This window comes from Sporosarcina koreensis (assembly GCF_042655825.1).
In the GTDB taxonomy this organism is placed as follows: Bacteria; Bacillota; Bacilli; order Bacillales_A; family Planococcaceae; genus Sporosarcina; species Sporosarcina koreensis.
Genome location: NZ_JBHSNP010000025.1, coordinates 120,341 through 146,485, shown reverse-complemented (window position 1 = coordinate 146,485; position 26,145 = coordinate 120,341). Strand labels below are relative to the sequence as shown.

Annotated in this window: 22 protein-coding genes; 18 read left to right on the top strand and 4 right to left on the bottom strand. The window is 48.9% G+C overall.

The window, feature by feature from the left end:
• Positions 1–8: 8 nt before the first annotated feature.
• From purM to purD, 4 genes are read left to right on the top strand one after another with little or no spacing between them, the layout of a single operon-like run.
• Entirely contained in the window at positions 9–1,067 is a 1,059-nt protein-coding gene (purM, locus tag ACFPTP_RS11565) for a phosphoribosylformylglycinamidine cyclo-ligase (protein ID WP_381445011.1), read from the top strand.
• Positions 1,064–1,654, top strand: coding sequence for a phosphoribosylglycinamide formyltransferase (gene purN / locus ACFPTP_RS11560; protein WP_381445009.1), 591 nt, complete (start codon positions 1,064–1,066; stop codon positions 1,652–1,654). The genes purM and purN overlap by 4 nt, the downstream gene beginning before the upstream one ends.
• Positions 1,651–3,186: a bifunctional phosphoribosylaminoimidazolecarboxamide formyltransferase/IMP cyclohydrolase gene (gene purH, locus ACFPTP_RS11555; protein ID WP_381445007.1), complete on the top strand. Its 1,536-nt coding sequence runs from the start codon at positions 1,651–1,653 to the stop codon at positions 3,184–3,186. Before purN ends, purH begins: the two co-directional genes overlap by 4 nt.
• 18 nt (positions 3,187–3,204) lie before the next feature.
• Positions 3,205–4,458, top strand: coding sequence for a phosphoribosylamine--glycine ligase (gene purD / locus ACFPTP_RS11550; RefSeq protein WP_381445006.1), 1,254 nt, complete (start codon positions 3,205–3,207; stop codon positions 4,456–4,458).
• Positions 4,459–4,694: 236 nt separating this feature from the next.
• Here purD and ACFPTP_RS11545 read toward each other — a convergent pair whose 3' ends face one another.
• The 3 genes from ACFPTP_RS11545 to ACFPTP_RS11535 are packed head-to-tail and all read right to left on the bottom strand — an operon-like array spanning position 4,695 to position 8,260.
• Positions 4,695–5,813: a Ger(x)C family spore germination protein gene (locus tag ACFPTP_RS11545; RefSeq protein WP_381445005.1), complete on the bottom strand. Its 1,119-nt coding sequence runs from the start codon at positions 5,811–5,813 to the stop codon at positions 4,695–4,697.
• Entirely contained in the window at positions 5,792–6,910 is a 1,119-nt protein-coding gene (locus tag ACFPTP_RS11540; protein ID WP_381445004.1) for a GerAB/ArcD/ProY family transporter, read from the bottom strand. Before ACFPTP_RS11540 ends, ACFPTP_RS11545 begins: the two co-directional genes overlap by 22 nt.
• Positions 6,911–8,260, bottom strand: a complete 1,350-nt coding sequence (locus ACFPTP_RS11535; protein WP_381445003.1) for a spore germination protein — start codon at positions 8,258–8,260, stop codon at positions 6,911–6,913.
• A 186-nt stretch (positions 8,261–8,446) separates the two neighbouring features.
• Between ACFPTP_RS11535 and ACFPTP_RS11530 the strand changes: the two genes are divergently transcribed.
• The 12 genes from ACFPTP_RS11530 (at position 8,447) to ACFPTP_RS11475 (ending at position 22,981) form a co-directional block, all read left to right on the top strand.
• On the top strand, positions 8,447–10,165 hold the full coding sequence (locus tag ACFPTP_RS11530) for an adenine deaminase C-terminal domain-containing protein (protein ID WP_381445002.1): 1,719 nt from the start codon (positions 8,447–8,449) through the stop codon (positions 10,163–10,165).
• Between the two features lie 9 nt (positions 10,166–10,174).
• Complete coding sequence (locus tag ACFPTP_RS11525) at positions 10,175–11,242, top strand: DUF3048 domain-containing protein (protein ID WP_381445000.1); 1,068 nt, start codon at positions 10,175–10,177, stop codon at positions 11,240–11,242.
• 27 nt (positions 11,243–11,269) lie between these two features.
• Complete coding sequence (locus ACFPTP_RS11520; protein WP_381444998.1) at positions 11,270–11,587, top strand: YerC/YecD family TrpR-related protein; 318 nt, start codon at positions 11,270–11,272, stop codon at positions 11,585–11,587.
• Between the two features lie 111 nt (positions 11,588–11,698).
• The gene (gene pcrB / locus ACFPTP_RS11515) at positions 11,699–12,391 is read left to right on the top strand and encodes a heptaprenylglyceryl phosphate synthase (RefSeq protein ID WP_381444995.1); all 693 of its coding nucleotides are present in this window, start codon (positions 11,699–11,701) and stop codon (positions 12,389–12,391) included.
• A gap of 54 nt (positions 12,392–12,445) precedes the next feature.
• On the top strand, positions 12,446–14,680 hold the full coding sequence (gene pcrA, locus ACFPTP_RS11510) for a DNA helicase PcrA (RefSeq protein ID WP_381444993.1): 2,235 nt from the start codon (positions 12,446–12,448) through the stop codon (positions 14,678–14,680).
• A gap of 24 nt (positions 14,681–14,704) precedes the next feature.
• The gene (gene ligA, locus ACFPTP_RS11505; protein ID WP_381445038.1) at positions 14,705–16,714 is read left to right on the top strand and encodes an NAD-dependent DNA ligase LigA; all 2,010 of its coding nucleotides are present in this window, start codon (positions 14,705–14,707) and stop codon (positions 16,712–16,714) included.
• A gap of 7 nt (positions 16,715–16,721) precedes the next feature.
• Complete coding sequence (locus tag ACFPTP_RS11500; RefSeq protein WP_381444990.1) at positions 16,722–17,837, top strand: CamS family sex pheromone protein; 1,116 nt, start codon at positions 16,722–16,724, stop codon at positions 17,835–17,837.
• Positions 17,838–17,950: 113 nt separating this feature from the next.
• Positions 17,951–18,238: an Asp-tRNA(Asn)/Glu-tRNA(Gln) amidotransferase subunit GatC gene (gene gatC, locus ACFPTP_RS11495; protein ID WP_381444988.1), complete on the top strand. Its 288-nt coding sequence runs from the start codon at positions 17,951–17,953 to the stop codon at positions 18,236–18,238.
• Positions 18,239–18,262: 24 nt separating this feature from the next.
• Entirely contained in the window at positions 18,263–19,729 is a 1,467-nt protein-coding gene (gatA, locus tag ACFPTP_RS11490; RefSeq protein WP_381444986.1) for an Asp-tRNA(Asn)/Glu-tRNA(Gln) amidotransferase subunit GatA, read from the top strand.
• A complete protein-coding gene (gene gatB / locus ACFPTP_RS11485) occupies positions 19,729–21,159 on the top strand; it encodes an Asp-tRNA(Asn)/Glu-tRNA(Gln) amidotransferase subunit GatB (RefSeq protein ID WP_381444983.1) in 1,431 nt (476 codons plus the stop codon). The genes gatA and gatB overlap by 1 nt, the downstream gene beginning before the upstream one ends.
• A gap of 195 nt (positions 21,160–21,354) precedes the next feature.
• Positions 21,355–21,924, top strand: coding sequence for a thioredoxin family protein (locus ACFPTP_RS11480; RefSeq protein ID WP_381444981.1), 570 nt, complete (start codon positions 21,355–21,357; stop codon positions 21,922–21,924).
• Between the two features lie 109 nt (positions 21,925–22,033).
• Positions 22,034–22,981: a diacylglycerol kinase gene (locus ACFPTP_RS11475; protein ID WP_381444978.1), complete on the top strand. Its 948-nt coding sequence runs from the start codon at positions 22,034–22,036 to the stop codon at positions 22,979–22,981.
• A gap of 48 nt (positions 22,982–23,029) precedes the next feature.
• On the opposite strand, the gene ACFPTP_RS11470 is transcribed toward ACFPTP_RS11475, so the two are convergent.
• Positions 23,030–23,464, bottom strand: a complete 435-nt coding sequence (locus ACFPTP_RS11470; protein WP_381444976.1) for an NUDIX hydrolase — start codon at positions 23,462–23,464, stop codon at positions 23,030–23,032.
• Positions 23,465–23,762: 298 nt separating this feature from the next.
• Here ACFPTP_RS11470 and ACFPTP_RS11465 point away from each other — a divergent pair, with 298 nt between their 5' ends.
• Positions 23,763–25,109: a cytochrome ubiquinol oxidase subunit I gene (locus ACFPTP_RS11465; protein ID WP_381444973.1), complete on the top strand. Its 1,347-nt coding sequence runs from the start codon at positions 23,763–23,765 to the stop codon at positions 25,107–25,109.
• The gene (locus tag ACFPTP_RS11460) at positions 25,106–26,131 is read left to right on the top strand and encodes a cytochrome d ubiquinol oxidase subunit II (protein WP_381444970.1); all 1,026 of its coding nucleotides are present in this window, start codon (positions 25,106–25,108) and stop codon (positions 26,129–26,131) included. Before ACFPTP_RS11465 ends, ACFPTP_RS11460 begins: the two co-directional genes overlap by 4 nt.
• Positions 26,132–26,145 lie beyond the last annotated feature (14 nt).

Here is a 26,145-nt window from a genome sequence, read left to right as displayed (position 1 = left end):
GAGCTTCCATGTCAAAGGCGTATGAAAAAGCGGGAGTGAATATCGAGGCCGGCTATGAATCGGTTGAACGGATGAAGTCGCATGTCGCGCGTACGGCGCGCAAAGGCGTGGCTGGAGCATTCGGCGGTTTCGGAGGGATGTTCGATCTATCCGAGCTGAATTATAAAGAGCCTGTGCTCATTTCCGGTACGGACGGCGTCGGCACGAAATTGAAGTTGGCTTTTATGGCAGATAAGCATGATACGATCGGCATCGACTGTGTCGCAATGTGTGTGAACGACATCGTTGCGCAAGGCGCGGAGCCGCTTTATTTCTTGGATTATATTGCGCTCGGGAAGGCTGTCCCTGAAAAGGTCGAGGCGATTGTCAAAGGAATCGCGGACGGCTGCGTGCAGTCGGGAGCGGCGTTGATCGGCGGAGAGACGGCTGAAATGCCAGGTCTCTACGACGTTGAAGAATATGACCTCGCCGGATTTGCGGTAGGTGCTTGCGAAAAGAGCAAAGTCGTTACAGGGGAAAAAGTCGCTGAAGGGGATGTGCTCGTCGGCATCGCTTCAAGCGGCATCCACTCGAACGGATTCTCGCTTGTCCGCCAAGTCGTTCTCGAAGAGCAAGGATATAAGATCGATGAATATATCGCGGGATACGAAGAGCTTGGCAAAGTCGGGACGGCTTTGCTTGAACCGACGAAGATCTATGCGAAACCTGTCATGCAAATCCATGAGGAGCTCGACGTCCATTCGATGGGGCATATTACAGGCGGAGGTTTTTATGAAAACCTGCCGAGGATGTTCGCGGAAGGATTCGGCGTAGAAGTCAATCTCGGCTCATGGCCTGTGCTGCCGATCTTCAAAATGCTGAAGGAGAAAGGCGAGCTTCAAGATAAAGACATGTATAGCGTCTTCAATATGGGCATCGGCTTTGTCATCGCATTGCCTGCGGAACAAGCGAAGCGCGCGATTCAAATTGCGGCTGAGCATGGCGAAGACGCATATGAAATCGGACGCGTCGTTCGCGGAACAGGCGTTGCATTCAAAGGAAGCCATGATGGGAGCTTGGCAGAATGAATGAGAAAGCAAGAATCGCGGTATTCGCTTCAGGCAGCGGCAGCAATTTCGAAGCGCTTGAAAACGCATGCCGCGAAGGCGAACTGGACGCGGAAATCGTCCTCGTCATGACTGATAAGCCGGCATCGTTCGTCGTTGAACGGGCAAGGCTGACGGACATTCGTGTCGTTGCATTGGAGCCGAAAGCATTCCCGTCAAAGCAGGCGTACGAGGAAGCATTGCTTGGCATTTTACGTGAAGAGGACGTTGAATGGATTGCACTTGCGGGATATATGCGGCTGATTGGACCGACGTTATTGGCCGCCTATCCTTCACGCATCGTCAATATCCATCCATCCTTGCTTCCTTCCTTCACTGGCAAGGATGCAATCGGGCAGGCGATCGCGCATGGCGTGAAAGTGACGGGCGTCACCGTCCATCTTGTCGATGCAGGAATGGATACGGGTCCGATCCTCGCGCAAGTGGCGGTTCCTGTCGTTGAAGGCGATGCAGAAAAGACTGCGCAGGCGATCCAAAGGATCGAGCATGTCATTTATAAGGAAACATTGCAGAAATTGATCTTAACTAACGGAGGGGTTCATTCGTGAAGAAACGCGCACTGCTCAGTGTATCGGATAAAAGCGGAATTTTGGAATTCGCACAAGCACTCGCTGCACTCGACTATGAAATTCTATCGACAGGCGGGACGATGAAACATTTGAAGGAAAACGGCGTCGCAGTGACGGCAGTCGACGAAGTGACAGGCTTCCCAGAAATTATGGAAGGCCGGGTGAAGACACTCAACCCGATGATCCATGGCGGGTTGCTTGCGAAGCAGGACGAAGCGAAACACCTGGAGCAGATGGCTGAACACGGCATCCAGCCGATCCACATCGTCTGTGTCAACCTGTACCCATTCAAAGAGACGATTTCAAAACCTGACGTTTCCATCGATGACGCCATCGAAAACATCGATATCGGCGGTCCGGCAATGCTCCGTGCATCCGCAAAAAACCACGCATACGTAACGGTCATCGTCGATGCGGCAGATTATAGCCAAGTGCTTGAGGAACTTCAGGCGGAAGGACAGACGACACTCGAAACACGTCGTCGCCTCGCAGCGAAAGTATTCCGCCATACTGCAGCGTATGACGCACTCATCTCCGGCTACTTGACAGACCTTGCAGGAGAAGAATTCCCTGAGCAAGTGACGTTTACATACGAGTTAAAACAGCCTCTGCGTTATGGCGAAAACCCGCATCAGAAAGCGGCGTTCTACAGCCGTCCGCTAGGCTCGGATTTCTCCATTGCGAATGCAGAGCAATTGCACGGAAAAGAACTTTCCTATAACAATATCCAAGATGCGAATGCGGCCATCCAGATCGTCAAGGAATTCAACCAACCGGCAGCGGTGGCAGTTAAACATATGAACCCTTGCGGCGTCGGAGTTGGTGAAACGATTGCGGAGGCGTTCAATAAAGCATATGAAGCCGACCCGGTTTCCATCTTCGGAGGCATCATTGCCTTAAACCGTGAAGTAGATGCGGCAACAGCTGATCAGCTTTCGGGCATCTTCCTCGAGATTATTATCGCACCTTCGTTCACAGACGAAGCGATTGATGTATTGACAAAGAAGAAAAACATTCGTCTGTTGACGATTCCGTTCGAACAACATAAACAAGATGCTTGGAATACGGTGTCCGTTGAAGGCGGCCTTCTCATGCAGCAACCTGATGCTTACGGCTTTGAAGATGCGGACATCCGAGTTGCAACCGACCGTGAACCGACGGAAGCAGAATGGGAAGCGCTGAAACTCGGCTGGGCAGTCGTCAAGCATGTGAAGTCGAATGCGATTGTCGTTTCGGATTCCCAAAGGACGCTCGGCGTCGGAGCTGGGCAAATGAACCGTGTCGGAGCTGCCGGAATCGCATTGACGCAAGCGGGAGAACGCGCGAAAGGCGCAGCGCTTGCATCTGACGCATTCTTTCCGATGGACGATACCGTGGAAGCTGCTGCGAAAGCGGGCATTACGGCAATCATCCAGCCAGGAGGATCTGTGAAAGACGAAGATTCCATCAAGAAGGCGAATGAATACGGGATTGCGATGGTGTTCACGGGCGTACGTCATTTCAAACATTGAATGAAGGAGAAGATACAGATGAAAGTACTCGTCATCGGCAGCGGCGGCCGGGAGCACGCGATTGCAAAGCAGTTCAACGATTCACCATCCGTTACAAACGTATACGTCGCACCCGGCAACGACGGCATGAAAAACGATGCAGAATGTATCGGAATTGATGCGACTGATTTTGATGCGCTTGCTTCATTCGCTATCGAACAAGGGATTGACTTGACGTTTGTGGGGCCGGAGCAGCCATTGGCGGAAGGCATCGTCGATCATTTCATTGAAAAAGGCCTGCGCATTTTCGGACCGACGAAGGATGCTGCGCAAATCGAGGGCAGCAAGTCTTTCGCAAAGGAATTAATGAGTAAATATGGAATCCCGACAGCTGCTTACGGGACATTCACGGACGCCGAGGAAGCGAAGGCGTTCATCCGTCAGCAAGGCGCGCCGATTGTCGTGAAAGCGGACGGACTAGCCGCGGGGAAAGGCGTCGTTGTCGCAATGACGCTGGAGGAGGCACTTGTAGCAGTTGACGATATGATCGGTAATCAGCGATTCGGCGAGTCCTCTTCACGTGTTGTCATCGAGGAATTCCTGGATGGGGAAGAGTTCTCCTATATGTCATTTGTCCATGACGGGCAGATATACCCGATGGTCATCGCGCAAGATCATAAGCGTGCGTATGACGGCGATAGAGGGCCGAACACGGGTGGAATGGGCGCTTATTCCCCAGTTCCGCATATACCGGAGTATGTTGTCAAGGAAGCGTACGAGAAAGTCGTCGTTCCGACAGTCCACGCCATGACGGAAGAAGGAACGCCGTTCACAGGAATCCTTTATGCGGGGCTCATTCTGACGAAAGAAGGCCCGAAAGTGATTGAGTTCAACGCTCGTTTCGGCGATCCGGAAACACAGGTTGTCCTGCCAAGAATGGCTTCCGACTTCGGGGAATTCATGATGGCGCTTATGGATAAAGATCCGTTTGAATTGAAATGGCATAACGAAGCGATGTTGGGCGTCGTCATTGCGTCAGACGGCTATCCAGGCGATATCGTAAAAGGTGCAAAACTGCCGGATCTAAACTTGCTAAACGGCCTCGAAATTTTCCACGCGGGGACGAAAGCCGAAGACGACCGTTTTGTCGGCAACGGCGGCCGCGTCCTGCTCGCTGCAGCGAAAGCGGAAACATTGGAAGAAGCGCGTGACCAGGTTTACAATCAATTGAATCAAGTCGAATGGAATGGATTTTTCTACCGGACGGATATCGGTTGGCGGGCATTCCAATAACCAAAAGCGGAGGACGCCTGCCTATAGGCGACCGGCATAAGGCAAAGCTGCGGCGTGGCGACTTTTGCCACAGAGCGGATTTGACTTATGACCCCGAGCCATTGGCGTCCGAAGCTAGACGAGAAAACAGACCACACATCGGCATTGTGTGGTCTGTTTTTCCGTCTCCAATTCTTGCTCGCAACGCTGTGCTTATGCTCGCAAAAGCCGTTCTCCGTAACGGCTTTCACTCTTGTCTATTCAATAACCCCCGTACTCTTCAATTCAACATGGACTTTCACATTAAATTTGATTTCGGGATAGATGCGCTCCCATTCTTTATCAAGACCTTTACGCGATAATCTTGTCGCCTGGTAACGCAAGCCGAACCCGAACGGATCGACATTATTTTTTTGAAGCTTTGTCAATAAAGCCATGACTTTCTTGTTAACCTCTTTTTCCGCTAATTTATCGTATTTCTCCAAATGCTTTAAGTTCAACCGATGAGTGGATTCGCCAATCACGCCTATTTTCGTTATTTTTATATCAATTCGCGGTTCGCCTTCATTCAGGACGATCTTATATTTAAATTTCACTTCATCGATATTCAGTACCACGGACATATCTTTTTCTGCAATTTTATAACTGAACCCGGAGGCTTTGTTTACGAGCGAGTTATAATATTTTGTTTCCTCAGGTGTCAACTCCACCGGTTTCGCTCCCCGTTTCAGGACAATCGATTTATGAACGAGGTATTCTTTATTTTCCTTATCGACATCAATGATTGGCATGACTGTATCCTTCCCTTTCCCTAAAACTTCCCGTCTGAATTCGTAAAGAAAGGTTGTGACGACATAGGGGCTCTCCGTTCCGATGTTATCGAAATAGTTATATAAAGCAATCGATGCAGGTGCTTCAATTGTTGGCTCAAAGGAAACCACTTCTTCGGAACTCTTTTCGGCTACGGCGACGAAACAGATCATTTGGATATCCCCGCGCCGTGTGAAAAAATCCATGAATGTATCCAGATCTTTTTCCAGCAAATCCTTGTTCATAACGATGATCCGGTTATGGCCCAAATCCAATGAAGTATCGACACGGGTTTCCATTTCATGAATCGCTACTGCAACAGAATCGGCATCATGCGTTAAATAGGCATACGTCGGTGATGTAGCCTGTTTGACGTTGCCGATCGGTTTTGCCAGCTTCAATGTCACCCGGAAGCCATTCCTCACCTTTTCAGAAGGATCTATCCCGATTGCGACCACGAACGTCCTTTTGTCGATGTCCTTGAATGCACAGCCGGCTTGAAGGAGCAAGGCAAGCAATAGGATGGCGGCAAAGGCTCCATTGATCATTTTTTGCTTTCCCGCCATTTGGAAGCAGCCCCTTTCCCCGCTAAAAGTAAACAGCCGACTAGCGTTGCTAGAAGGACTGGCAAGACGAAGTCATCATACAATTCGACAGCTTTGAAAAGCCCTTCCGTTGTAATCGTTTTTGTCACGATCATAGCGACTACCCAAAAAATGACAATGATCAATGGAGTCGTCAAATTAATTGATTTCCATTTCAACCGTTTAAATTGAATGACGGCCGATAGCAACTGGCTGGACACATGCCAATGCATAATCATACTGACGACGCCGAGTGCCAAAAAGGCGCCGATGAAAAGGAAGACAACCCTTTCAATGATCCCGTATTTCATCCGGATGGAATCACTCGTCATAATCCACGGATACAGGTCATTTTTCAAGGAATCGAATCCGCCGAAGCCGATCGGAAGGAAATAGGTGGTGGCAAGGACATACGCGCAAATGAATGTAAGAAGGGCAATCCCTTTTCCTGTCGGCTTCTTGAGATTCATGAAAAAACGATTGAAAATCGCCAAGTTTGCGGTTCCTACGACTATAAAAAGAGACGATGAAAATGCTCCATAATCCGGTAGATGATTAATCTCCATGAGGGCGACACGTACATAATCCCAATTCAGGTCAGCACTCGCATACCCTTTTATTTGAATGAAGATAATAAACGGAACGACGAGAACGAAGACAATTTCACTCATATATAAGATGTTTTTTGTCGCCATGAGGACGCCGTACGTGACGATAAAGGCAAACGTCAACACGACGATGTAAATCGACATATCAGGCGTCAAAAATCGGAGAATGATAAATGTGTAAATGATGAGTGTGTAAAGACCTGCGACATACCACGCTAAACCCAAAAAAAGGAGAACGGGTGTCGCTACCCATTTCGGAGCATATGCATTTAGAATTTCAGGCAATCCTTGCCCTGGAAAGCGTCTGAACAGCATGACAAGGATGTAAGTCAACGTAATACCAAAAATCAGGGCAAGAATCATAGAAAGGATTGCCCCGCTTTTACTTCCCGAAATTAAGATTCTTGGCGTTATGGAAACCATGTTTGTCAGCATATTAATGATAATCAAATAGAACAGGAAGCGGCTCATTTATTGTCCCTCCCTCAATTCATTGACCTTGCTCCTCCATGGAATCTTCAAATAAGGCGTGCCTAAGCTATCTTTATTCGCCATGAACATGATGATGCCTAAAAAACCGATCAGCAGACCGACCATCCCGAACAGTGAAGTGTAGATGATCAAGAGAAACCGAACTACCCGAATTGCAAAGCTCATCTCGTTAATCGGAATGACGAATGTGGAAATGGCAACTGCCGAAATGATAATGACCATGATTGTTGACGTCAATGCGGCCTCTGTCGCTGCGGTCCCTAAAATGAGGCCGCCGACGGTCGTAGCAGTGCCGCTCACCGCTTTTGGCAACCGCATGCTCGCTTCCGTAAGTAGTTCCATAAAAAGCAGCATGAATAGAACTTCTACAAACGAAGGATAAGGGACACCGATCCTGCTGCCCGCAACCGTAAGGGCTAGCTCAATCCTGAGGATTTCCGGGTTATAGGATGTCATCGCAATATATAAACTAGGAAGGATTATACACATGAATAATCCTAAATATCTTAATGCAATCGTAAACCCTGATATCGCAGAAACGTGGTAGTTATCTTCCATCGATGCCATGAAATCAAAAAAGACGACCGGGGCAACGATGACATTCGGGCTTCCATCGATAACAATAACAACTTTGCCGGCGACCAAATTGTAAACGATGCGGTCAGGACGTTCCGTTACCATTGCTGTAGGGAAAAGCGTGAATCTACTTTTATTAAGGAAATGTTGGAGCTCGCCCCCTGATTGGAATAATGGGGTTTCCAGATTGCCAAGTTCCAACTTTATTCTTTTTAAAACTTCCGGATCAACCCGATCGCCATCATAGAGTAATGCGACCGCGGTGTTGGACACATCATCTGTAATGATGTCTTCGACTTTTAACGAAGCCCTATGATACCGTTGCCTAATCAGATTAATCGTCGTTTGAATGTCTTCGCTTAATCCTTTCTGCGGCCCATGGATCGTCGGTTCCATTGTCGTTTCCTGCACTTCATTGTTCTTCACTATGCGCAATTCAACTAAAAAAAGTTGGTTATCAATCGCAACTATCACAGCGCCTGCACTAATCAATATGAGCAGTTTATCCATTTCTGGAATTTCAATCTGATTCGGCAAAGATTGGATATAGGATGCAAAGTCTTCCGCGGAAGCCATTTCAAAAAAAGGCTTGATGACCGTCTGTTGCAGTTTGTCGCCATCGACAACAGATCTTACATAGAAAAGGAATGCTTGTTGTCCTTTTATTTGCAAAGGTGTTTGGATGACATCATCCGATGACTTGAATTTTTTCGATAGTTGATTGAGTAAAGGAGGAGCTTGTTGTTCAGTCATTTCCAACTCTCCTTTCATATCTAGCTTAGAAAAAAGTTTGTCATTAGCGTTCCCTGACGTCGGCAAATGATACACGTACTAGATACGACTGAAATTTCATTCAAATGAACCGAAATATCTATATTTCAAATGGATGCTATGCTACGATAAAAATATAGAGAATTCTCTTCAAAAGGGGTTATCGAAATGTGGGAGCAACATGAAATACAAAAGCAACTCGGAATCATCAACGGCAAAGAAGCGCCGGACCTGATCATTCAAAATGCGACATACCTCCATTCCATCTTTAAGAAATGGATTACGGGCAATATTTGGATCAAAGGCGATCGGATCGTCTATGCGGGAAGCAGAATGCCAGCCATGACAGAAGGCGCGGAAATTGTCGATGCGACAGACAAGAAAATCGTTCCGGGCTATATCGAACCGCATGTCCATCCGTTCCAGCTGTACAATCCGGAAACATTCGCCGACTATACGGGAAGACTTGGAACGACGACGATCCTATCAGACAACTTGACATTCTTCCTGCTGCTTGGAAATGAAAGGGCATTCAAACTGATCGACCAATTGAATGAATTGCCGTTTTCTTTTTATTGGTGGGCGAGGTTTGATTCCCAAACGGTTTTGCAAAATGAAAGGGAAGTGTTCAGCCAAGAGGCGATATCTGACTGGCTGAAGAGGGACGATGTGCTTATGGGCGGGGAGCTGACAGGCTGGCCGCGTCTCATGATCGGCGATCCGGATATAACGGCTTCCGTAAGTCTAGCGAAAAAAGCGGGGAAAAAGATTGAAGGCCACTTCCCGGGAGCTTCCGAGCGGACACTGGCAAGGATGAAGCTGCTTGGGGTGGACGGTGACCATGAAGCGATGACGGCTGACGAAGTGGAAGCGCGCCTCCTGCAAGGATATGCGGTAACAATGCGCCATTCGTCGATCCGTCCGGATTTGCCAGATTTATTGAAAGGAATCATCGACAAAGGGTTGGACGTATTCGACCATCTCATGATGACGACGGACGGTTCAACGCCTTCCTTCCATGTTGATGGCGTCATGGACAAATGCATCCAAGTTGCACTCGATGCAGGGGTGAAGCCGATCGATGCATACTTGATGGCTTCGTATAACGTTGCGCGCTATTACGGCATCGATGATCTGCATGGCGTCGTTGCGACGGGAAGATACGCGACGCTCAATTTCCTCGAAAGTGAGACGAACCCTGTTCCGACGGATGTCTTGTCAAAAGGGAAATGGCTGAAACGCGAAAACGTAGGGACAGCATCGTTCAAACAAGCCGATTGGTCGCTCGTTCCAGTATTCGAACCGGCTTTCGATCTGGATGAAAAGGATTTTGAGTTCAACAGCGCAGTCGGCATTGAAATGGTGAATGACGTCATTACAAAGCCATATGAAGTGACGCTTGACCTGTCGGTGGGCAAGCTTTCAACGGAGCATGATGAAAGCTTCCTCATGCTCATTGATCGACATGGAAAGTGGCGCGTGAATACGGTCATCAAAGGCTTTGCGAATCAAGTACAAGCCTTGGTCTCCTCCTACTCGAATACGGGAGACATCATCCTCATCGGGAAGGACAAGAAGGCGATGATGCTTGCCTTCCGGGAGATGAAACGGATGAATGGCGGAATGGTGCTCGTGGAAGACGGCGAAGTGATTGCGTCGATCCCGCTTAAAATTGGCGGGGGGTTGTCCGCAGAACGCATGGAAGTTTTGATCGAGCAGGAAGTTGCATTGAAAAAGGCGTTGGCAGAGCGGGGATACAAACATGGCGATGCGGTGTACACATTCCTGTTCATGCAGTCGACCCATTTGCCATACATACGGGCGACACAAGTGGGGCTTTATCAAGTTATGAAAAATGAAGTAATCATTCCGGCGACGGAAAGATAGGAGGCACGGATGAAGGGGAAAAAGGGAGGATGGCTGCTTGCCTTAGCCATCATGTTGCTGTTGCTGTCAGCGTGTTCAAAAAAAGAGAGAGCCGGCGCGGAAGAGATTGTTCCGGAGCAGGAAGAGATGGAAGAAGTCATAAACGATGAGCCTGAGGAAGAGGGAGCCCTTCTTTATCAGGCACCTTTCACCGGTGTATTGACCGAAGAGGAGAACTGGGCGAGACCTGTCCTCGCAACGGTCAACAACCACCCACAAGCAAGGCCGCAATCGGGCATAAGCCAGGCGGATATCATCTATGAATTCATGGCGGAAGGAAATGTCACACGGTTTTTAGCGTTGTTCCAAAGCGAGCTGCCGGAGACGGTCGGGCCGATCCGAAGCGCGCGTGACTATTTCATCCATCTGGCAAAAGGGATGGATGCCTTTTACGTCGCCCACGGCTATAGCCCCGATGCGCAAAAGCTATTGGCGAATCGATATGTCGACAATGTGAATGGCATGCAATATGACGGGACTTTATTCAAAAGATCGACCGATCGTAAAGCTCCCCATAATTCGTATATTACCGGCGAGAACATTCTAGCCGCCATGGAGAAGGTCGGTGCATCCGACGAAATCGAGAAGATCCCTCCATTTGCTTTCCATGAATCGGCAGAGGATGCTAAAATAGGGGATAGTGTATCGATGATCGTCGTCCGCTTCAGCTCCGACCCGAATTTCATCAATACGTTTTCCTATGATCCCGGGACAGAGACGTATAACCGGACGGTGAATGGAATCCATACGCAGGATAAAGGGAACGGAGAACAAGTCAGCCTTTCCAATATAATTGTCATGGAGGCGGACCACCGCACGATCGACAGTGTCGGAAGGCAATCCGTCAATCTTGAAAGCGGCGGCAAGGCGATTCTATTCCAGGCGGGCACCGTTAAGGAACTCGAATGGAAAAACGTTGAAGGCTTCCTTGTGCCAATGGAAAACGGAGTACCTGCAAAATTAATTCCCGGCAAGACGTGGATCCATATCATCCCTACGTATTCCGGAATTTCAAAATCTGTTACGTATACGCCTTAAGCAGTGCTGAATGAAAGAGGTGGAAACATGCAAATCGATAAAATCCGCAGCGAACAAACGGATCAGCTGTTCAAAGCGATATTGGAATTGAAGGACCTTGAGGAGTGCTATATGTTCTTCGATGACCTTGCGACGATGAGCGAGCTGCAATCGTTGGCGCAACGTCTGGAAGTCGCACATGCTTTGAGACAGAAAAAGACGTACGACCGGATTCAAAATGAAACCGGTGCAAGCACGGCGACCATCTCACGTGTGAGACGCTGCGTCGATTACGGTTCTGGCGGCTATAACACCGTATTGGACCGCCTCTATCCGGAGCTTGCGGAGAATAATGATAAGAAGTGATCGGGCGGAGAAGCAATCCGCCCGGTTTTTTTGGTATACTGAGGAATAGCAAGACGCTCTTGCTAAACAGAGCGCATCCAAAAGCAATCGAAGAATTAGGTGGTAGAAAAAATGGACTATAAAAATTGGCGCCACGCGTTTAAAGTGGACCCCGCAAAACAATTGAAGGATGAAGAGCTCGAACAGCTGGCTGAATCCGGGACGGATGGCATCATCATCGGAGGAACGGATGGCGTGACGCTCGAAAACGTTCTTTACCTGCTGGCGCGCATCCGGAGATTTTCGGTGCCGGTGGCGCTTGAAGTATCGACTGTCGAATCGGTCACGATGGGCTTCGATTATTATTTCATCCCGACCGTGCTGAATTCGACCGAAACGAAGTGGGTGAACGGCATCCATCACGCGGCGTTGAAGGAATACGGCCATATGATGGATTGGGATGAAGTCGTCGCGGAAGGCTACGTCATCGTGAACACCGATTGCAAAGCGGCGAAGCTAACCGGCGTGAACGAAGCACCGGACGAAGAGGATGTCATCGCCTATGCACGGATGGCGGAGCATTTATTCAAGCTGCCGGTATTTTATTTGGAATATAGCGGAATGCTCGGTGACCCTGCCATCGTCAAGGCAGCGGCACGTGTCCTTGAAAAGACGCGCTTAGTTTACGGCGGAGGCATCCGCAGTGCGGAAGACGCAAAAATGATGGCGGGACTGGCAGATACGGTCATCGTCGGCAATATTATTTACGAAGATCTGAAGGCCGCACTTTCAACGGTCGAAGCGGTGAAATCGGTATCCCATTGATGGGATTTCATGTATAATGAAGAACAAATGTTCTTTGGGAGGCGGGATTACACTATGAAGGAAATCGCGGAAAATCTGCTTGCGGGCATGAACCCTGAACAAGCCCGCGCAGTGAAAAAGACGGAAGGGCCATTGCTCATCATGGCAGGCGCAGGCTCCGGGAAAACGAGGGTGCTGACCCACCGGATCGCTTATTTGATCGTCGAAAAGGGCGTCTATCCTTCCAATGTATTGGCGATCACATTTACGAACAAGGCGGCCCGTGAAATGCGCGAGCGGATCGACGGCCTGCTTGGGCCCGGATCCGGCGAACGGATGTGGGTGTCGACATTCCACTCGATGTGCGTCCGCATCTTACGGAGGGACATCGACCGAATCGGAATTTCGAAAAGCTTCACGATCCTCGATTCCTCCGACCAATTGACGGCCATCAAAAATGTGCTGAAGGAGCGTAATATCGATCCGAAGCAATACGACCCGCGGGCAATGCTCGGGGCAATCAGTTCGGCGAAAAATGAATGCATCGACGCGGAAACGTACAAAGGGCAAATCAACCCGCATAATCCGTATGAAAAGACGATTGCAGATATCTACGAAGGCTATACGAAAAAATTGCGACAAAACCAATCGCTCGATTTTGACGACCTCATCATGATGACTCTCAAATTATTCGAACGCGTCCCTGAAGTCCTCGAGTTTTATCAAAATAAATTCCAATATATCCATGTCGATGAATACCAAGATACGAACAACGCCCAATACAGACTTGTCAACATGCTGGCGGCAAAATTCCGGAACCTTTGTGTCGTCGGGGATTCCGACCAGTCAATCTACAGATGGCGCGGTGCCGATATCGGAAACATCCTTTCTTTCGAAAAGGATTATAAGGACGCGACTGTCATTTTACTTGAGCAGAATTACCGTTCAACGAAAACGATTTTGCAGGCGGCGAACGACGTCATCCAGAACAACCGGAGCCGCTACGACAAGAAGCTGCGTACGGAAAATGCCGAGGGCGAGTCGATCACGATCTATAAAGCGTCCGATGAAAAGGACGAATCCCAGTTCATCGTCCAACAGATCATCGAGCTGAAAGAAAGCGAAAACCTGTCGCTTGATCAATTTGCAATCCTTTACCGGACGAATGCCCAATCCCGTGTCATCGAGGAATATCTCGTGAAATCGAATCTCGATTATACGATTGTCGGCGGCACGAAGTTCTATGACAGGAAAGAGATCAAGGACTTGCTTGCTTATTTGCGTTTGATTGCAAACAACGATGACGACTTGGCGCTCGCGCGGATCATCAATGAGCCGAAACGGAGCATCGGGGCGACTTCATTCGAACGGATGGCGACATTTGCTATCGAGAACGATCGGTCCGTTTTCGACGCATTGCAGGAAGTCCACTTCATGGGACTGACGGCAAGGGCAGCAAACGAAGCGTCGAAATTCAGGGATATGATTCATGGCTTTACGCAAATGCAGGAGTACTTGTCCGTTTCCGAGCTTGTCGAGCAAGTGCTGGAAAAAACGGGCTACCGTGATATGCTCATCCGTGAGAAGACAATCGAATCGGAAAGCAGGCTGGAAAATATCGAGGAATTCCTCTCCGTTACAGAAGCTTTCGAAAAGAGGGCCGAGGAAGAGGAGGGCGACCGCTCGCTCGTCGCATTCCTGACAGACCTTGCATTAATTGCCGATATCGATTCATTGGATAAAGAAGAGAACCAAGCGACGGAAAAAATCGTCCTAATGACGATGCATGCGGCGAAGGGACTCGAATTCCCTGTCGTTTTCGTCATCGGCATGGAAGAGAATGTATTTCCGCACGCACGGTCGATCGGCGACGATGAAGAAATGGAAGAGGAGCGCCGGCTTGCCTATGTGGCGATCACGCGTGCAGAGCGCCGCCTCTATTTGACTTGTGCTTCCTACCGGACACTATTCGGCCGCTCAAGTTACAATAATCCATCACGTTTTTTAAACGAGATATCTGATGACATCATCGAAGTGACATCCAATAATAATCAAGGCTTTTCATTTGGCGGGTATGAATGGGAGAATAAGCCTGTTCGTCCAGCTGTGAAAAGGCCAGTCTATAAATCAAGCGGCGGAGAGAAGATGGGCTGGAAAGCGGGCGACAAAGCGACCCATAAAACATGGGGGACAGGCATGGTCGTCAGTGTGAAAGGGAAGGAAGACGATCTTGAACTTGATATCGCCTTCCCGGAACCAGTCGGCATCAAAAGGCTTCTCGCCAAATTTGCACCGATAGAAAAAGCGTAGGGAGAGGAAAGAATGGATCGAAATATGGATCGCAAAGCACTGGAAGAACGAGTACAGGAGCTCAATGATCTGCTTAAAGAGTATGGACATGCCTATTACGTGCTGGATCGGCCGACCGTGCCCGATTCCGTCTATGATAGCCTCATGCAGGAATTGCTTTCCATCGAGGCGGAAAACCCCGATCTGATCTATCCCGACTCACCATCGCAGCGGGTTGGGGGAGAAATCCTCGAAGGGTTCAGCAAAGTCGTCCATGAATACCCGATGCTGAGTTTATCGAATGTGTTCAACGAAGAGGATATCCGTGACTTCGACAGACGGGTGCAAGCGGGGGCAGGCCAAGTCTCGTATATTTGCGAATTGAAGATTGACGGCCTCGCCGTTTCATTGAAATATGAAAATGGCACGTTCGTCCAAGGATCGACACGCGGGGACGGAACGGTCGGAGAGGATATTACCGCGAATCTGAAGACGATCCGGACGATTCCGCTGAAGCTGGCCGAACCGGTTACGATCGAAGTTCGCGGGGAAGCGTATATGCCGAAGAAATCATTCATGCGGTTGAATGAAGCGCGTGATGAAAACGGGGAAGAGCCGTTTGCCAATCCGCGGAATGCTGCAGCTGGCTCGCTTCGGCAGCTGGACCCGAAAATCGCTGCAAGCCGCAACCTTGCCGTTTTCATTTACGGTGTCGGTGGAGACGGTGCGGCCTTTGGACAGGACAGCCATTCCGATTCGCTTGATTACCTCGCATCGATCGGATTCGAGACGAATAAGAAGAGCAAACGGTGCAAAACGATCGAAGACGTGCTTGCATATATCGAGTCCTGGCAGGAACGCAGGCAGGACCTGGATTATGAAATCGACGGAATCGTCATTAAAGTGGACAACTATGAAGATCAGGAGCAGCTTGGCTTCACGGCGAAAAGTCCGCGATGGGCGACCGCCTATAAATTCCCGGCTGAAGAGGTGCATACGAAGCTGCTGGATATTGAGCTGAGTGTCGGCAGGACCGGGGTTGTCACGCCGACTGCCATTTTGGAGCCGGTCCGTGTTGCCGGGACGACAGTGGCAAGGGCTTCCCTCCATAACGAGGATCTTATCCGTGAAAAGGATATCCGCATCGGCGATGCAGTCGTCATCCGCAAGGCGGGGGACATTATTCCAGAGGTCGTCAGCGTATTGATCGAGCAGCGGTCCGGGAACGAAGAGCCGTATCATATGCCAGACAATTGCCCGGTGTGCGATTCCGAACTTGTCAGGATCGAAGGGGAAGTGGCGCTTCGCTGCGTCAATCCGCAATGCCCTGCACAAATGAAGGAAGCGCTTATTCATTTTGTGTCGCGCAATGCAATGAATATCGAAGGGATCGGCGAACGTGTTGTCGACCAATTGTATACATCGGGACTCGTCCATGATGTTTCAGATCTTTATTGTTTGACGAAGGAACAGTTGTTGTCGCTTGAGCGGATGGGCGAGAAATCCGCTACGAATTTATTGACGGCCATCGAAGCATCGAAATCCAATTCGTTGGAGAAGCTGCTGTTCGGCCTTGGCATCCGCCATGTCGGAGAAAAGGCGGCGCACATCTTGTCGGAGGAATTCGGCACGCTTGAGAAAATCGCGAAAGCGGATACGGAGCGGCTTACATCGATCCATGAAATCGGCGACAAAGTGGCGGACGCGGTCATTACATTTTTCAATAATGAAGATGTATTGGAAGTGCTCGGCAAGCTGAAGTCGTATGGCGTCAACATGGATTTCAAAGGCAGAACGCGGCAGGAACTTCCGACTGAAGGTCCGTTCGCCGGAAAAACTATCGTGTTGACGGGCAAACTTTCCGTGCTGACGCGCAATGAAGCAAAAGAGCGGATCGAGGAGCTTGGCGGGAAAGTGAGCGGGAGTGTCAGCAAAAAGACGGACCTCATCATTGCCGGGGAAGATGCAGGATCGAAGCTTGTGAAGGCGGAGGAACTAGGAATAACGGTTTGGAATGAAACAGAGTTGGTCGACGCGCTCGGCGAAAAGGAGTAATTTTCTAATGAAAAGGCTATTTGTACTACCAGGAATGGCGGCCGTCCTTTTATTGGGCGGCTGTCTACCGTCCATCGGACCCGACAAAGAGGAAGTCATCCAGGAAAATGAGGAACAGGTCGAAGAGACCGTCATGATTCCAGATGTACAGATAAAGGACACCTATTATAAAACGCTTCTCCCGCTTAAGAAAAGCGCAAGCCGCGGCCTAGTCGTGAGCAATATTCATACGAAATACGATATTGGGGAAGCTGAGGAAGGGCTATTGCGTTTATCCGCCCAGCATTTCGACCCGAAAAACTATTTCCTTCAAGAAGGCCAGTACATCGACGCTACAACGGCACGCGCATGGCTTGCCAGAAGTTCAACGAATAAAGCGGGCTTGAATCCCCCTGAAGCGGAGGGGGAAGACGCGGAAGAGAAGCCGATCTATTTGGCGCATATTATCGAGCAAAACTATTTGACGTTGACGGAAGATAAGAAAGTCCGTCTTTCAGGCGTGTCGATCGGACTCGCTTTGAATTCCGTCCACTATGACAAAAGCGGGAAAGAGATTGAAATAAAGGATCCGGAACTTGAAAAGCAGGGCATCGCCATGGCGGACCAGATTGTCAGCAGGCTTCGAGCGAAAGAGGGGTTCCAAGACATTCCGATCGTCATCGGCCTCTTCAAACAGGAGAAAAAGAACGCGATTGTCCCAGGGACTTATTTCGCAACCGCCTTTGCCGATAAAGGAAAGTCGTCGGCATCCGGATGGAAAGAAGTGAATGAGCGGTATGTGTTGCTTCCCGCACCGGCGGATATCGACAATTACCGCGAAATCAATACGAATTTCAGCAATTTCAAGCAAGATATCGATAACTATTTTCCGAGCTTCGTCAATGTGATCGGGAAAGGTTTTTTCAAAGATAATCGGATGCAATCCCTTTCCATCCACATACCGATTCAATTTTTTGGGAAGAGTGAAGTTATCGGTTTCACACAATTTCTAACGGATCACATCAAAAAGTATTTCCCCAATATCGATGTCGAAGTGAGCATCACTTCGGTGAACGGCCCTGAGGCGTTGATCGTCAAGGAAGCCGAAGATGACGAACCGTTCGTCCATATTTATGGATATTGAATGAAAGACCGAGTGCGTGTCCGTGCCAATGTGCATTGGACGCGCAGTTGCTTTTCAACATACCGCTTAGGTGGTATGATTAGTCGTACAATTGCAGTTTGGGAGGAAATAAAATGACGAAATTTACGGCAGAAGACGTACAATACTTCGCGAATTTTGCAAGAATCGCCTTTTCAGACCAAGAGGCGGAGGAATATTCGACAGCCATTTCCGAGCTCGTAGAATTCGGAGATGCATTGAAAACAGTGGATACAGATCATGTTGAGCCGATGACGCATCCGTTGCAGCTTTTCAATGTGCTACGGGAAGATGTTCCGCAAGATTTTCTTGACCGGGACGAAATGTTGGCAAGCGTAAAAGAGCATGAAGACGGAATGATCAAAGTTCCGAATATCCTGTGATAATGGTTTTTAGGAGGAAGTAAGATGACGTTAATGAAAAAGACGGCAGCAGAACTTCAAGCACTTTTACATAACGGGGAAGTCTCTGTCAAAGAAGTGACCGAAGATTCATTTAAGCAAATCGCAGCACTAGACGGTCAAGTGAAAGCGTTCCTGGCGTTGACGGAAGAAGAGGCATTGGCGAAAGCGGCAGCCTTGGACAACTCGCCGAAAGAAGGACGCGGACCGCTTTTCGGGTTGCCGATCGGCATTAAGGACAATATTGTCACAAAAGGAACAGCAACGACTTGCGCGAGCAAAATGCTCGAGAATTTTGTACCTGTTTATGATGCTACAGTCGTTGAAAAGGTGAACGAAGCGGGCATGGTCAGCGTCGGTAAATTGAATATGGACGAGTTTGCCATGGGTTCCACAACGGAACGTTCAGCTTTCCAAACAACACATAATCCATGGAATTTGGACTGCGTGCCTGGCGGTTCTTCCGGCGGTTCAGCAGCTGCAGTAGCAGCGGGAGAAGTGCCGTTCTCGCTCGGTACGGATACAGGCGGATCGGTTCGCCAACCGGCTGCGTTCTGCGGAGTCGTAGGCATGAAGCCGACATACGGCAGAGTGTCCCGCAACGGACTAGTCGCTTTCGCTTCTTCTTTGGATCAAATTGGCCCGATCACTCGGACGGTCGAGGACAATGCATTGTTGTTGAACGCCATTTCAGGTGTGGATCATAGGGATTCTTCTTCTTCACAACAGCAAGTACCTGATTTCAAAGCCGCATTGACAGGCGATATCAAGGGTTTGCGCGTCGCAGTACCGAAAGAGTATTTAGGAGAAGGCATCGCCGAGGACGTTAAAGACAAAGTTCGCGCGTCATTAAAAGTGCTTGAATCACTCGGTGCAACAATTGGGGAAGTGACACTTCCACATTCCAAATACGCTTCGCCAACTTACTATGCGATTGCAACTGCTGAAGCTTCTTCCAACCTCGCTAGATTCGACGGCATCCGTTACGGCTACCGTGCAGAAGGCGCGAAAAATTTGGATGAAATTTATTTGCGTTCCCGTGCGGAAGGATTCGGTACGGAAGTGAAAAAACGGATCCTGTACGGTACGTATGCACTAAGCGCCGATCATCACGAAGATTTGTACGTCAAGGCAATGAAAGTCCGCACGCTCATTTCACAAGACTTTGCATCTGTCTTTGAAAATTATGATGTCATCGTCGGACCGACGAGTGCAACGACTGCATACGAAATCGGTGGTGCTGTGAAGGACCAGTTGACTTTATATGCGAATGACATTTTGACAGTTTCCGTCAACTTGGCGGGCATTCCTGCAATTTCGATTCCGTGCGGCTTTTCGGATGGATTGCCAATCGGCCTTCAAATCATCGGGAAGCACTTCGATGAAGAGACACTTTACAGAGTGGCGCATGCATTTGAACAAGCGACCGATTTCCATAAACGCACTCCATCTTTAGGGGAGGGTACTAACTAATGAACTTTGAAACGATTGTCGGACTTGAAGTCCACGTTGAACTGAAAACGGATACGAAAATATTCTCACCGGCTCCATCCCATTACGGTGCAGAGCCGAATATGAACATCCATGTGACGGACTTGGCATACCCAGGGACGCTTCCGGTGTTGAATAAACGCGCAGTAGACTTCGGAATGAAAGCATCCATGGCTTTGAACTGTGAAGTTGCTGACGTCATGAATTTCGACCGGAAACATTACTTCTATCCGGATAACCCGGCAGCTTATCAAATTTCCCAAGATAAGCGTCCGGTCGGCCAAAACGGCTGGATTGAAATCGAAGTCGAAGGGAAAAAGAAAAAAATCCGTATCGAGCGCGTCCATCTTGAAGAGGACGCGGGTAAATTGACGCACTCCGACAACGGCTATTCACTCGTCGACTTGAACCGTCAAGGCACGCCGTTGATCGAAATCGTCACAGAAGCGGATATCCGCTCTCCGGAAGAGGCATATGCATTCCTGGAAAAACTGAAAGCGATCATCCAATATACAGGCGTTTCCGATGTCCGTATGGAGGAAGGTTCCCTGCGCTGCGACGCGAATATTTCATTGCGCCCGTTTGGACAAGAGAAATTCGGAACGAAAACCGAATTGAAAAACTTGAACTCCTTCAACTTCGTCCGCAGAGGGATCGCGAATGAAGTTGAGCGCCAAGAAAAAATCCTTCTTTCAGGAGGAGAAATCCAGCAGGAAACACGCCGCTATGACGAAGCAACGGGCCAAACTGTGCTCATGCGCGTAAAAGGCAGTGCGAATGACTACCGTTTCATCAATGATCCGGATCTTCCTGAAATCCATATCGATCAAGAATGGAAGGACAGTGTCCGCGCTGAAATTCCGGAGCTTCCGGATGCACGTAAAGCTAGATATGTGAATGAGCTCGATCTGCCGGAATATGACGCGCACGTCTTGACGTTGACGAAAGAGATGTCCGATTTCTTCGACGCGACCGTTGCTGCAGGTGCAGACGCGAAGCTTGCTTCCAACTGGCTGATGGGCGAAGTGTCCGCTTATTTAAATGCAGAGCAAAAAGAACTTCATGATACAGCCCTAACACCTGAAGGTCTATCCAGCATGATCAAATTGATCGCGGATGGCACCATTTCATCCAAAATCGCGAAAAAAGTCTTCAAGGAACTAATCGAAAACGGTGGAAACGCCGCTGACATCGTCAAAGAGAAAGGCCTCGTCCAAATTTCCGACGAAGGCACACTCCGCACAATCGTGACGGAAGTGCTCGATGCAAATGAACAATCGATCGAAGACTATAAAAACGGTAAAGACCGTGCAGTCGGCTTCCTCGTTGGACAAGTGATGAAAGCGACAAAAGGACAAGCAAACCCGCCAATGGTGAATAAAATCCTCCTTGAGGAAATCAACAAACGATAAACCCAATCATGAATCGTCCTATACGGGTCTTGCGAAAGTCTCCGTATAGGGCGTTTTACTGTTTTTCCACGTCTAGTTCCGGGCAGCTGAGCAAGCGCCCTCCGCTTTAGTTTTTTGCATCCTATTTGATTCACGTAAGAAATAGCCGTACACTTAAGAAAAAGGATTCGATTTTAATCAAAGGAAGGTGTCGGAATGAAAACTGAAAAGCAATATTTTGATGAAGCGATCTCACTTGCTGACTACATGGATCGGATGGAAAAACATAAAGAAAACAGCTTCGGCATTTATGAAAAATTCGACGTACCGCAAGACGATGCATTTATTGAAATAGCAAAAACGGAAAAGCCCAATATACTAGTGATAACGGAAGATTGGTGCGGGGACGCGATGATGAATAATCCGATCCTGCGCCGGATCGCAGAAGCTGCTGACTTGGACGTGCGGACAGTCTATCGCGACGAAGATACAGATCTGATTGACCGGTATTTGACGAATGGCGGCCGTTCGATCCCGATTTACCTGCTGCTCGACAAAGAAGGCGAAGTGCTTGCAAAATGGGGCCCGCGCGCAGCATCCATCCAAGAGGACGTCATGGAACGCCGCAAACAACTGCCTCCTAAAGACGCACCTGATTTTGCAGATAAACAACGGGCGTTCATCGATGAATTAATGAAGGAATATACGACCCAGCCTGAATTATGGCTTACGGTTTACGAAGACATCCGCAATACATTCATGCCCGCGTTGCAACAGACGAAGTGAACTGGTATGGGAACTTTTTAGCAGGACGGACAGTCCAAGTAAGCGTCTGATTGTACGATCATCGACGCATGCAAGCGTTGCAATTTGTATGAATTGAGAGGGAACATGTATGAAGCGTGCAAGAATCATTTATAACCCGACATCAGGACGTGAAGTATTCCGGAGGCATCTGGCTGAAGTTCTCGAAAAGCTGGAAATTGCCGGCTATGAAACATCCGTACATGCGACCACGGGGGAAGGCGATGCAACCATTGCTGCTAAAAACGCTGTGGAACGGGGTTTTGACGTCATCATCGCATCAGGCGGAGATGGAACGTTGAACGAAGTTGTCGCCGGCGTTTCTCCATTTGAAAAAAGACCGACAATCGGTCTTATTCCGACAGGGACGACGAATGACTTCGCCCGGGCATTGCGGATTCCGAGGGATATCGACGAAGCGATCGACATCATCGTCCGCGGGGAGACGATCCCTGTGGATGTAGGCCTCATGAACGACCGCCATTTCATCAACATCGCAGGCGGCGGACGGATGACCGAGCTGACATATGAAGTGCCGAGCAAGCTCAAGACGGTTCTCGGCCAGCTTGCCTATTATTTGAAAGGGATTGAAATGCTCCCTTCCATCCATTCAAGTAACGTAAAAATCGAGTATGACGATGAAGTCTTCGAAGGGGAAGTGATGCTATTCCTCGTTGGCTTGACGAATTCCGTCGGCGGTCTGGAAAAACTGGCGCCGAACTCAAGCGTCAATGACGGCAGATTCACTTTATTAGTGTTGAAAAAATGTAATATCGCCGAATTCATCAGAGTCGTCTCGTTGGCATTGCGCGGGGAGCATTTGGATGACCCGCTAGTCATCTCCGCACAGCCGAAAAAAGTGAAGATCACTTCGACTGAGGAAGTGCTATTGAACTTGGACGGGGAATACGGCGGTACCCTTCCCGCCACTTTTGAAAACCGATACCGTCATATCGAGATGTTCGCCCCGCTCGATCAATTGCGCGAGCAGGACCGGATTGATAACGAGATTGAAAATGAAGAAGCTGCATTGGATTGAACATCCATGCAGCTTTTATTTTTTGCACAAGGGCTCCATTAATTCGCCTCAAATAATAAACTCAAGCGCTTCATCCTGACTCGCTGCAAGGGCTGGCAAGTTATTCACCGGAACCCAGCGGCAATGGAAAATCATGCCGTTGTCCTTGCCGGTACTATTGACGCAAGTATCCCATTCCGTTTCGTCCTCGCCGATGTAAGTGAGATGAAAAATATTCCGCTCATGGATGACGTCTTTCCGGTGTTCGGGAAAGTAATTGTTCTTATTCACTTTGCCATTCAATTGCAGTTGCTCCCGGCGGATGCCGGTTTCCTCTTCAATTTCGCGGTAGAGCGCATCGATGAGCAATTCATCCTCTTCAATGGTTCCGCCCGGCACTTGTATACCTGCTTCGGGATTGTCCTTTTGCTCGAACACAAGGAGCTTCCGTTCGGCATTTTCATCCTTCGTAATATAAGCTAAAACTTTTCTTTTAATTTCCATCCTGCTCACCTCTCTTTAATCTCTCCATTATACACAAGATTCCAAATACTCTCAAGAGCAAAACTCCGGTTGAAATCTTTTCACAATACATGTGACAATCCTGTTATTTCGATCGTAAAAAGGGAAAAGTATAGAGCAGTTATCTTATGATAGGAAAGAGGACAGGAATACAAAGGACGGAGGAATCCCGTGTATAAGAAACAAGAGAAGTGGCTCATGTGGCTAGCCTTTGTCGTAGCGGGAATCATGTTGCTTTCGATTGTCGGAAGAATTTTCGGAAGTTGAAGGAGGAAAATAGATGGGGAATGAAGAAGCCGTTTTTTATTCGCGAGTCTTAACGGAACTGACGTTATCGTTCCATATCATTTACGCGACAATCGGCGTCGGTGTCCCACTCATGATCATGATCGCGCACTGGGTGGGAATCAAGAAAAACGATGAACATTATATTTTGCTTGCCAGACGGTGGGCGCGCGGTTTTATTATTACAGTTACAGTCGGTGTTGTTACAGGGACCGCCATCGGTCTCCAATTGTCGTTGCTGTGGCCGAACTTCATGGAGCTCGCAGGAAATGTCATAGCGCTTCCATTATTCATGGAAACGTTCGCTTTCTTTTTTGAAGCCATCTTCCTTGGGATTTATTTATATACGTGGGATCGGTTTGAAAATCAGAAAAAGCACTTGCTGCTATTAGTGCCTGTAGCGATCGGCGCTTCGTTTTCTGCCGTTTTCATCACGATGGTGAATGCGTTCATGAATGCGCCTCAAGGCTTCGACATCGTGAACGGGGAGCTTGTCAACATCAATCCGATCATCGCGATGTTCAACCCGGCAATGCCGACGAAAGTGGCGCATGTCGTAGTTTCGGCATTTATGACGTCTGCCTTTGTGTTGGCCGCAATTGCTGCTTTCCGTTTATTGAAAGGCTCCAATCATGTTTACCATAAAAAAGCCCTTTATCTAACAATGAAATTGGGCTTTGTGTTCTCTATGGCAACGGCGTTGATCGGGGACTTCTCCGGTAAATACTTGGCGGAGTACCAGCCCGAGAAACTGGCAGCAGCGGAATGGCATTTTGAAACGCAGGAAAATGCGCCGCTCGTCTTGCTTGGCGTGCTGAAAGACGGGGAAGTGAAGTATGCTATTGAGATTCCGTTCGGGCTTTCCATGCTTGCACATAATAACCCGAAAGCGGAAGTGATCGGCTTGGACCAATTCCCTGAGGATGAAATTCCACCGCTCTATATCCATTACCTGTTCAACATAATGGTATTCATCGGCATGTGGATGGCACTCTTATCCGCATTGTATTGGATCGGCATCAAACGGGGCTGGAAACGCGTGTCGTCGAAATGGTACCGTTGGCTTATTGTTCTCGGGGCACCGCTGTCCATCATCGCAATCGAAGCAGGATGGTGGCTGGCAGAAGTCGGGCGGCAGCCGTGGATTCTTCGTAAAATCATGCGTGTCGAGGACGCCGCGACGACGAGCGGGCAAGTCGATTTGATGCTTGTGTTGTTCGCATTGCTGTACCTCATCCTCGGCATCGGAAGTGTCGTCGTCTTGCGACGGATGTTCCGCAAAAACCCAGTCGAACGTGAATTGGAAGATCGTCATATGGAAAAGGGCGGTGATGTGCAATGAACCTGGAGATACTAGGGATCTCGGTTCTTTGGACGTTCCTCTTCGGTTATATTCTCGTCGGCGCCATTGACTTTGGCGCAGGTTTTTTTAACGCATACAGCCTGCTGACCGGGAAACAGCGCATCTTGACGAAGATCATCCAGCGGTATTTATCCCCGGTATGGGAAGTGACGAACGTCTTTCTCGTCTTCTTCTTCGTAGGAATCATCGGGTTCTTCCCGAAAACGGCGTTCTATTATGGGACGACGTTATTGGTTCCTGTCAGCCTCGGCATCATCCTGCTTGCAATCCGGGGTTCGTATTATGCTTTTGAAACATACGGCGCTAGAGGCCATAAAGGCTATTCGTTCATGTATGGGCTTGCGGGCCTGTTGATTCCCGCGTCTCTTTCGATCGTCCTGACGATTTCGGAAGGCGGCTTTATCGAAATGGTCGAGGGAGCTCCGGTACTCGACTACTGGGTTTTATTCACAAGTCCGTTGACGTGGTCGATCGTCGTGCTAAGCATTGCCGCAACGCTTTACATTTCGGCGGTCTTCCTGACGTGGTATGCGAATAAAGCAGGCGACGTTGAGGCGACGAAATTGCTCCGGAAATATTCGCTCATCTGGTCGTTGCCGACGATTGTGACGGCGGGCGGCATCATTTACGAGCTTCGGAAGCATAACTTTGAGCATTACAGCAATATCCAGACGTTTTGGCCGATGTTCCTCATTTCGTTCCTTCTATTTGTCGGAACGGTTTGGCTGATTTGGAAACAGCGCAACTACGGCTTGGCATTCGGATTGCTCATGGGCCAATTCGCCTTTGCGTTCTTCGGGTATGGCGCGTCCCATTATCCATACTTGCTTTACCCGCATTTGACGATTTACGACAGTTTCACGAATCCGGCAATGGCGATATCGCTCATTGTCGCGTTCATTCTCGGACTATGCCTGTTGATTCCGTCGCTTGTGTTGCTGATGCGACTGTTCCTGTTCAATAAAGGGTATGTCCGCGGGAAAAAAGATTTTCATGTGTAAAGGGGGACTGCAGC

Excerpts from the sequence above, each read along its gene's own strand:
- purM (WP_381445011.1), top strand. The coding sequence starts at position 9 with ATGTCAAAGGCGTATGAAAAAGCGGGAGTGAATATCGAGGCCGGCTAT.
- purN (WP_381445009.1), top strand. The coding sequence starts at position 1,064 with ATGAATGAGAAAGCAAGAATCGCGGTATTCGCTTCAGGCAGCGGCAGC.
- purD (WP_381445006.1), top strand. The coding sequence starts at position 3,205 with ATGAAAGTACTCGTCATCGGCAGCGGCGGCCGGGAGCACGCGATTGCA.
- ACFPTP_RS11545 (WP_381445005.1), bottom strand. The coding sequence starts at position 5,813 with ATGGCGGGAAAGCAAAAAATGATCAATGGAGCCTTTGCCGCCATCCTA.
- ACFPTP_RS11540 (WP_381445004.1), bottom strand. The coding sequence starts at position 6,910 with ATGAGCCGCTTCCTGTTCTATTTGATTATCATTAATATGCTGACAAAC.
- ACFPTP_RS11535 (WP_381445003.1), bottom strand. The coding sequence starts at position 8,260 with ATGACTGAACAACAAGCTCCTCCTTTACTCAATCAACTATCGAAAAAA.
- ACFPTP_RS11530 (WP_381445002.1), top strand. The coding sequence starts at position 8,447 with ATGTGGGAGCAACATGAAATACAAAAGCAACTCGGAATCATCAACGGC.
- ACFPTP_RS11525 (WP_381445000.1), top strand. The coding sequence starts at position 10,175 with ATGAAGGGGAAAAAGGGAGGATGGCTGCTTGCCTTAGCCATCATGTTG.
- ACFPTP_RS11520 (WP_381444998.1), top strand. The coding sequence starts at position 11,270 with ATGCAAATCGATAAAATCCGCAGCGAACAAACGGATCAGCTGTTCAAA.
- pcrB (WP_381444995.1), top strand. The coding sequence starts at position 11,699 with ATGGACTATAAAAATTGGCGCCACGCGTTTAAAGTGGACCCCGCAAAA.
- pcrA (WP_381444993.1), top strand. The coding sequence starts at position 12,446 with ATGAAGGAAATCGCGGAAAATCTGCTTGCGGGCATGAACCCTGAACAA.
- ligA (WP_381445038.1), top strand. The coding sequence starts at position 14,705 with ATGGATCGCAAAGCACTGGAAGAACGAGTACAGGAGCTCAATGATCTG.
- ACFPTP_RS11500 (WP_381444990.1), top strand. The coding sequence starts at position 16,722 with ATGAAAAGGCTATTTGTACTACCAGGAATGGCGGCCGTCCTTTTATTG.
- gatC (WP_381444988.1), top strand. The coding sequence starts at position 17,951 with ATGACGAAATTTACGGCAGAAGACGTACAATACTTCGCGAATTTTGCA.
- gatA (WP_381444986.1), top strand. The coding sequence starts at position 18,263 with ATGACGTTAATGAAAAAGACGGCAGCAGAACTTCAAGCACTTTTACAT.
- gatB (WP_381444983.1), top strand. The coding sequence starts at position 19,729 with ATGAACTTTGAAACGATTGTCGGACTTGAAGTCCACGTTGAACTGAAA.
- ACFPTP_RS11480 (WP_381444981.1), top strand. The coding sequence starts at position 21,355 with ATGAAAACTGAAAAGCAATATTTTGATGAAGCGATCTCACTTGCTGAC.
- ACFPTP_RS11475 (WP_381444978.1), top strand. The coding sequence starts at position 22,034 with ATGAAGCGTGCAAGAATCATTTATAACCCGACATCAGGACGTGAAGTA.
- ACFPTP_RS11470 (WP_381444976.1), bottom strand. The coding sequence starts at position 23,464 with ATGGAAATTAAAAGAAAAGTTTTAGCTTATATTACGAAGGATGAAAAT.
- ACFPTP_RS11465 (WP_381444973.1), top strand. The coding sequence starts at position 23,763 with ATGGGGAATGAAGAAGCCGTTTTTTATTCGCGAGTCTTAACGGAACTG.
- ACFPTP_RS11460 (WP_381444970.1), top strand. The coding sequence starts at position 25,106 with ATGAACCTGGAGATACTAGGGATCTCGGTTCTTTGGACGTTCCTCTTC.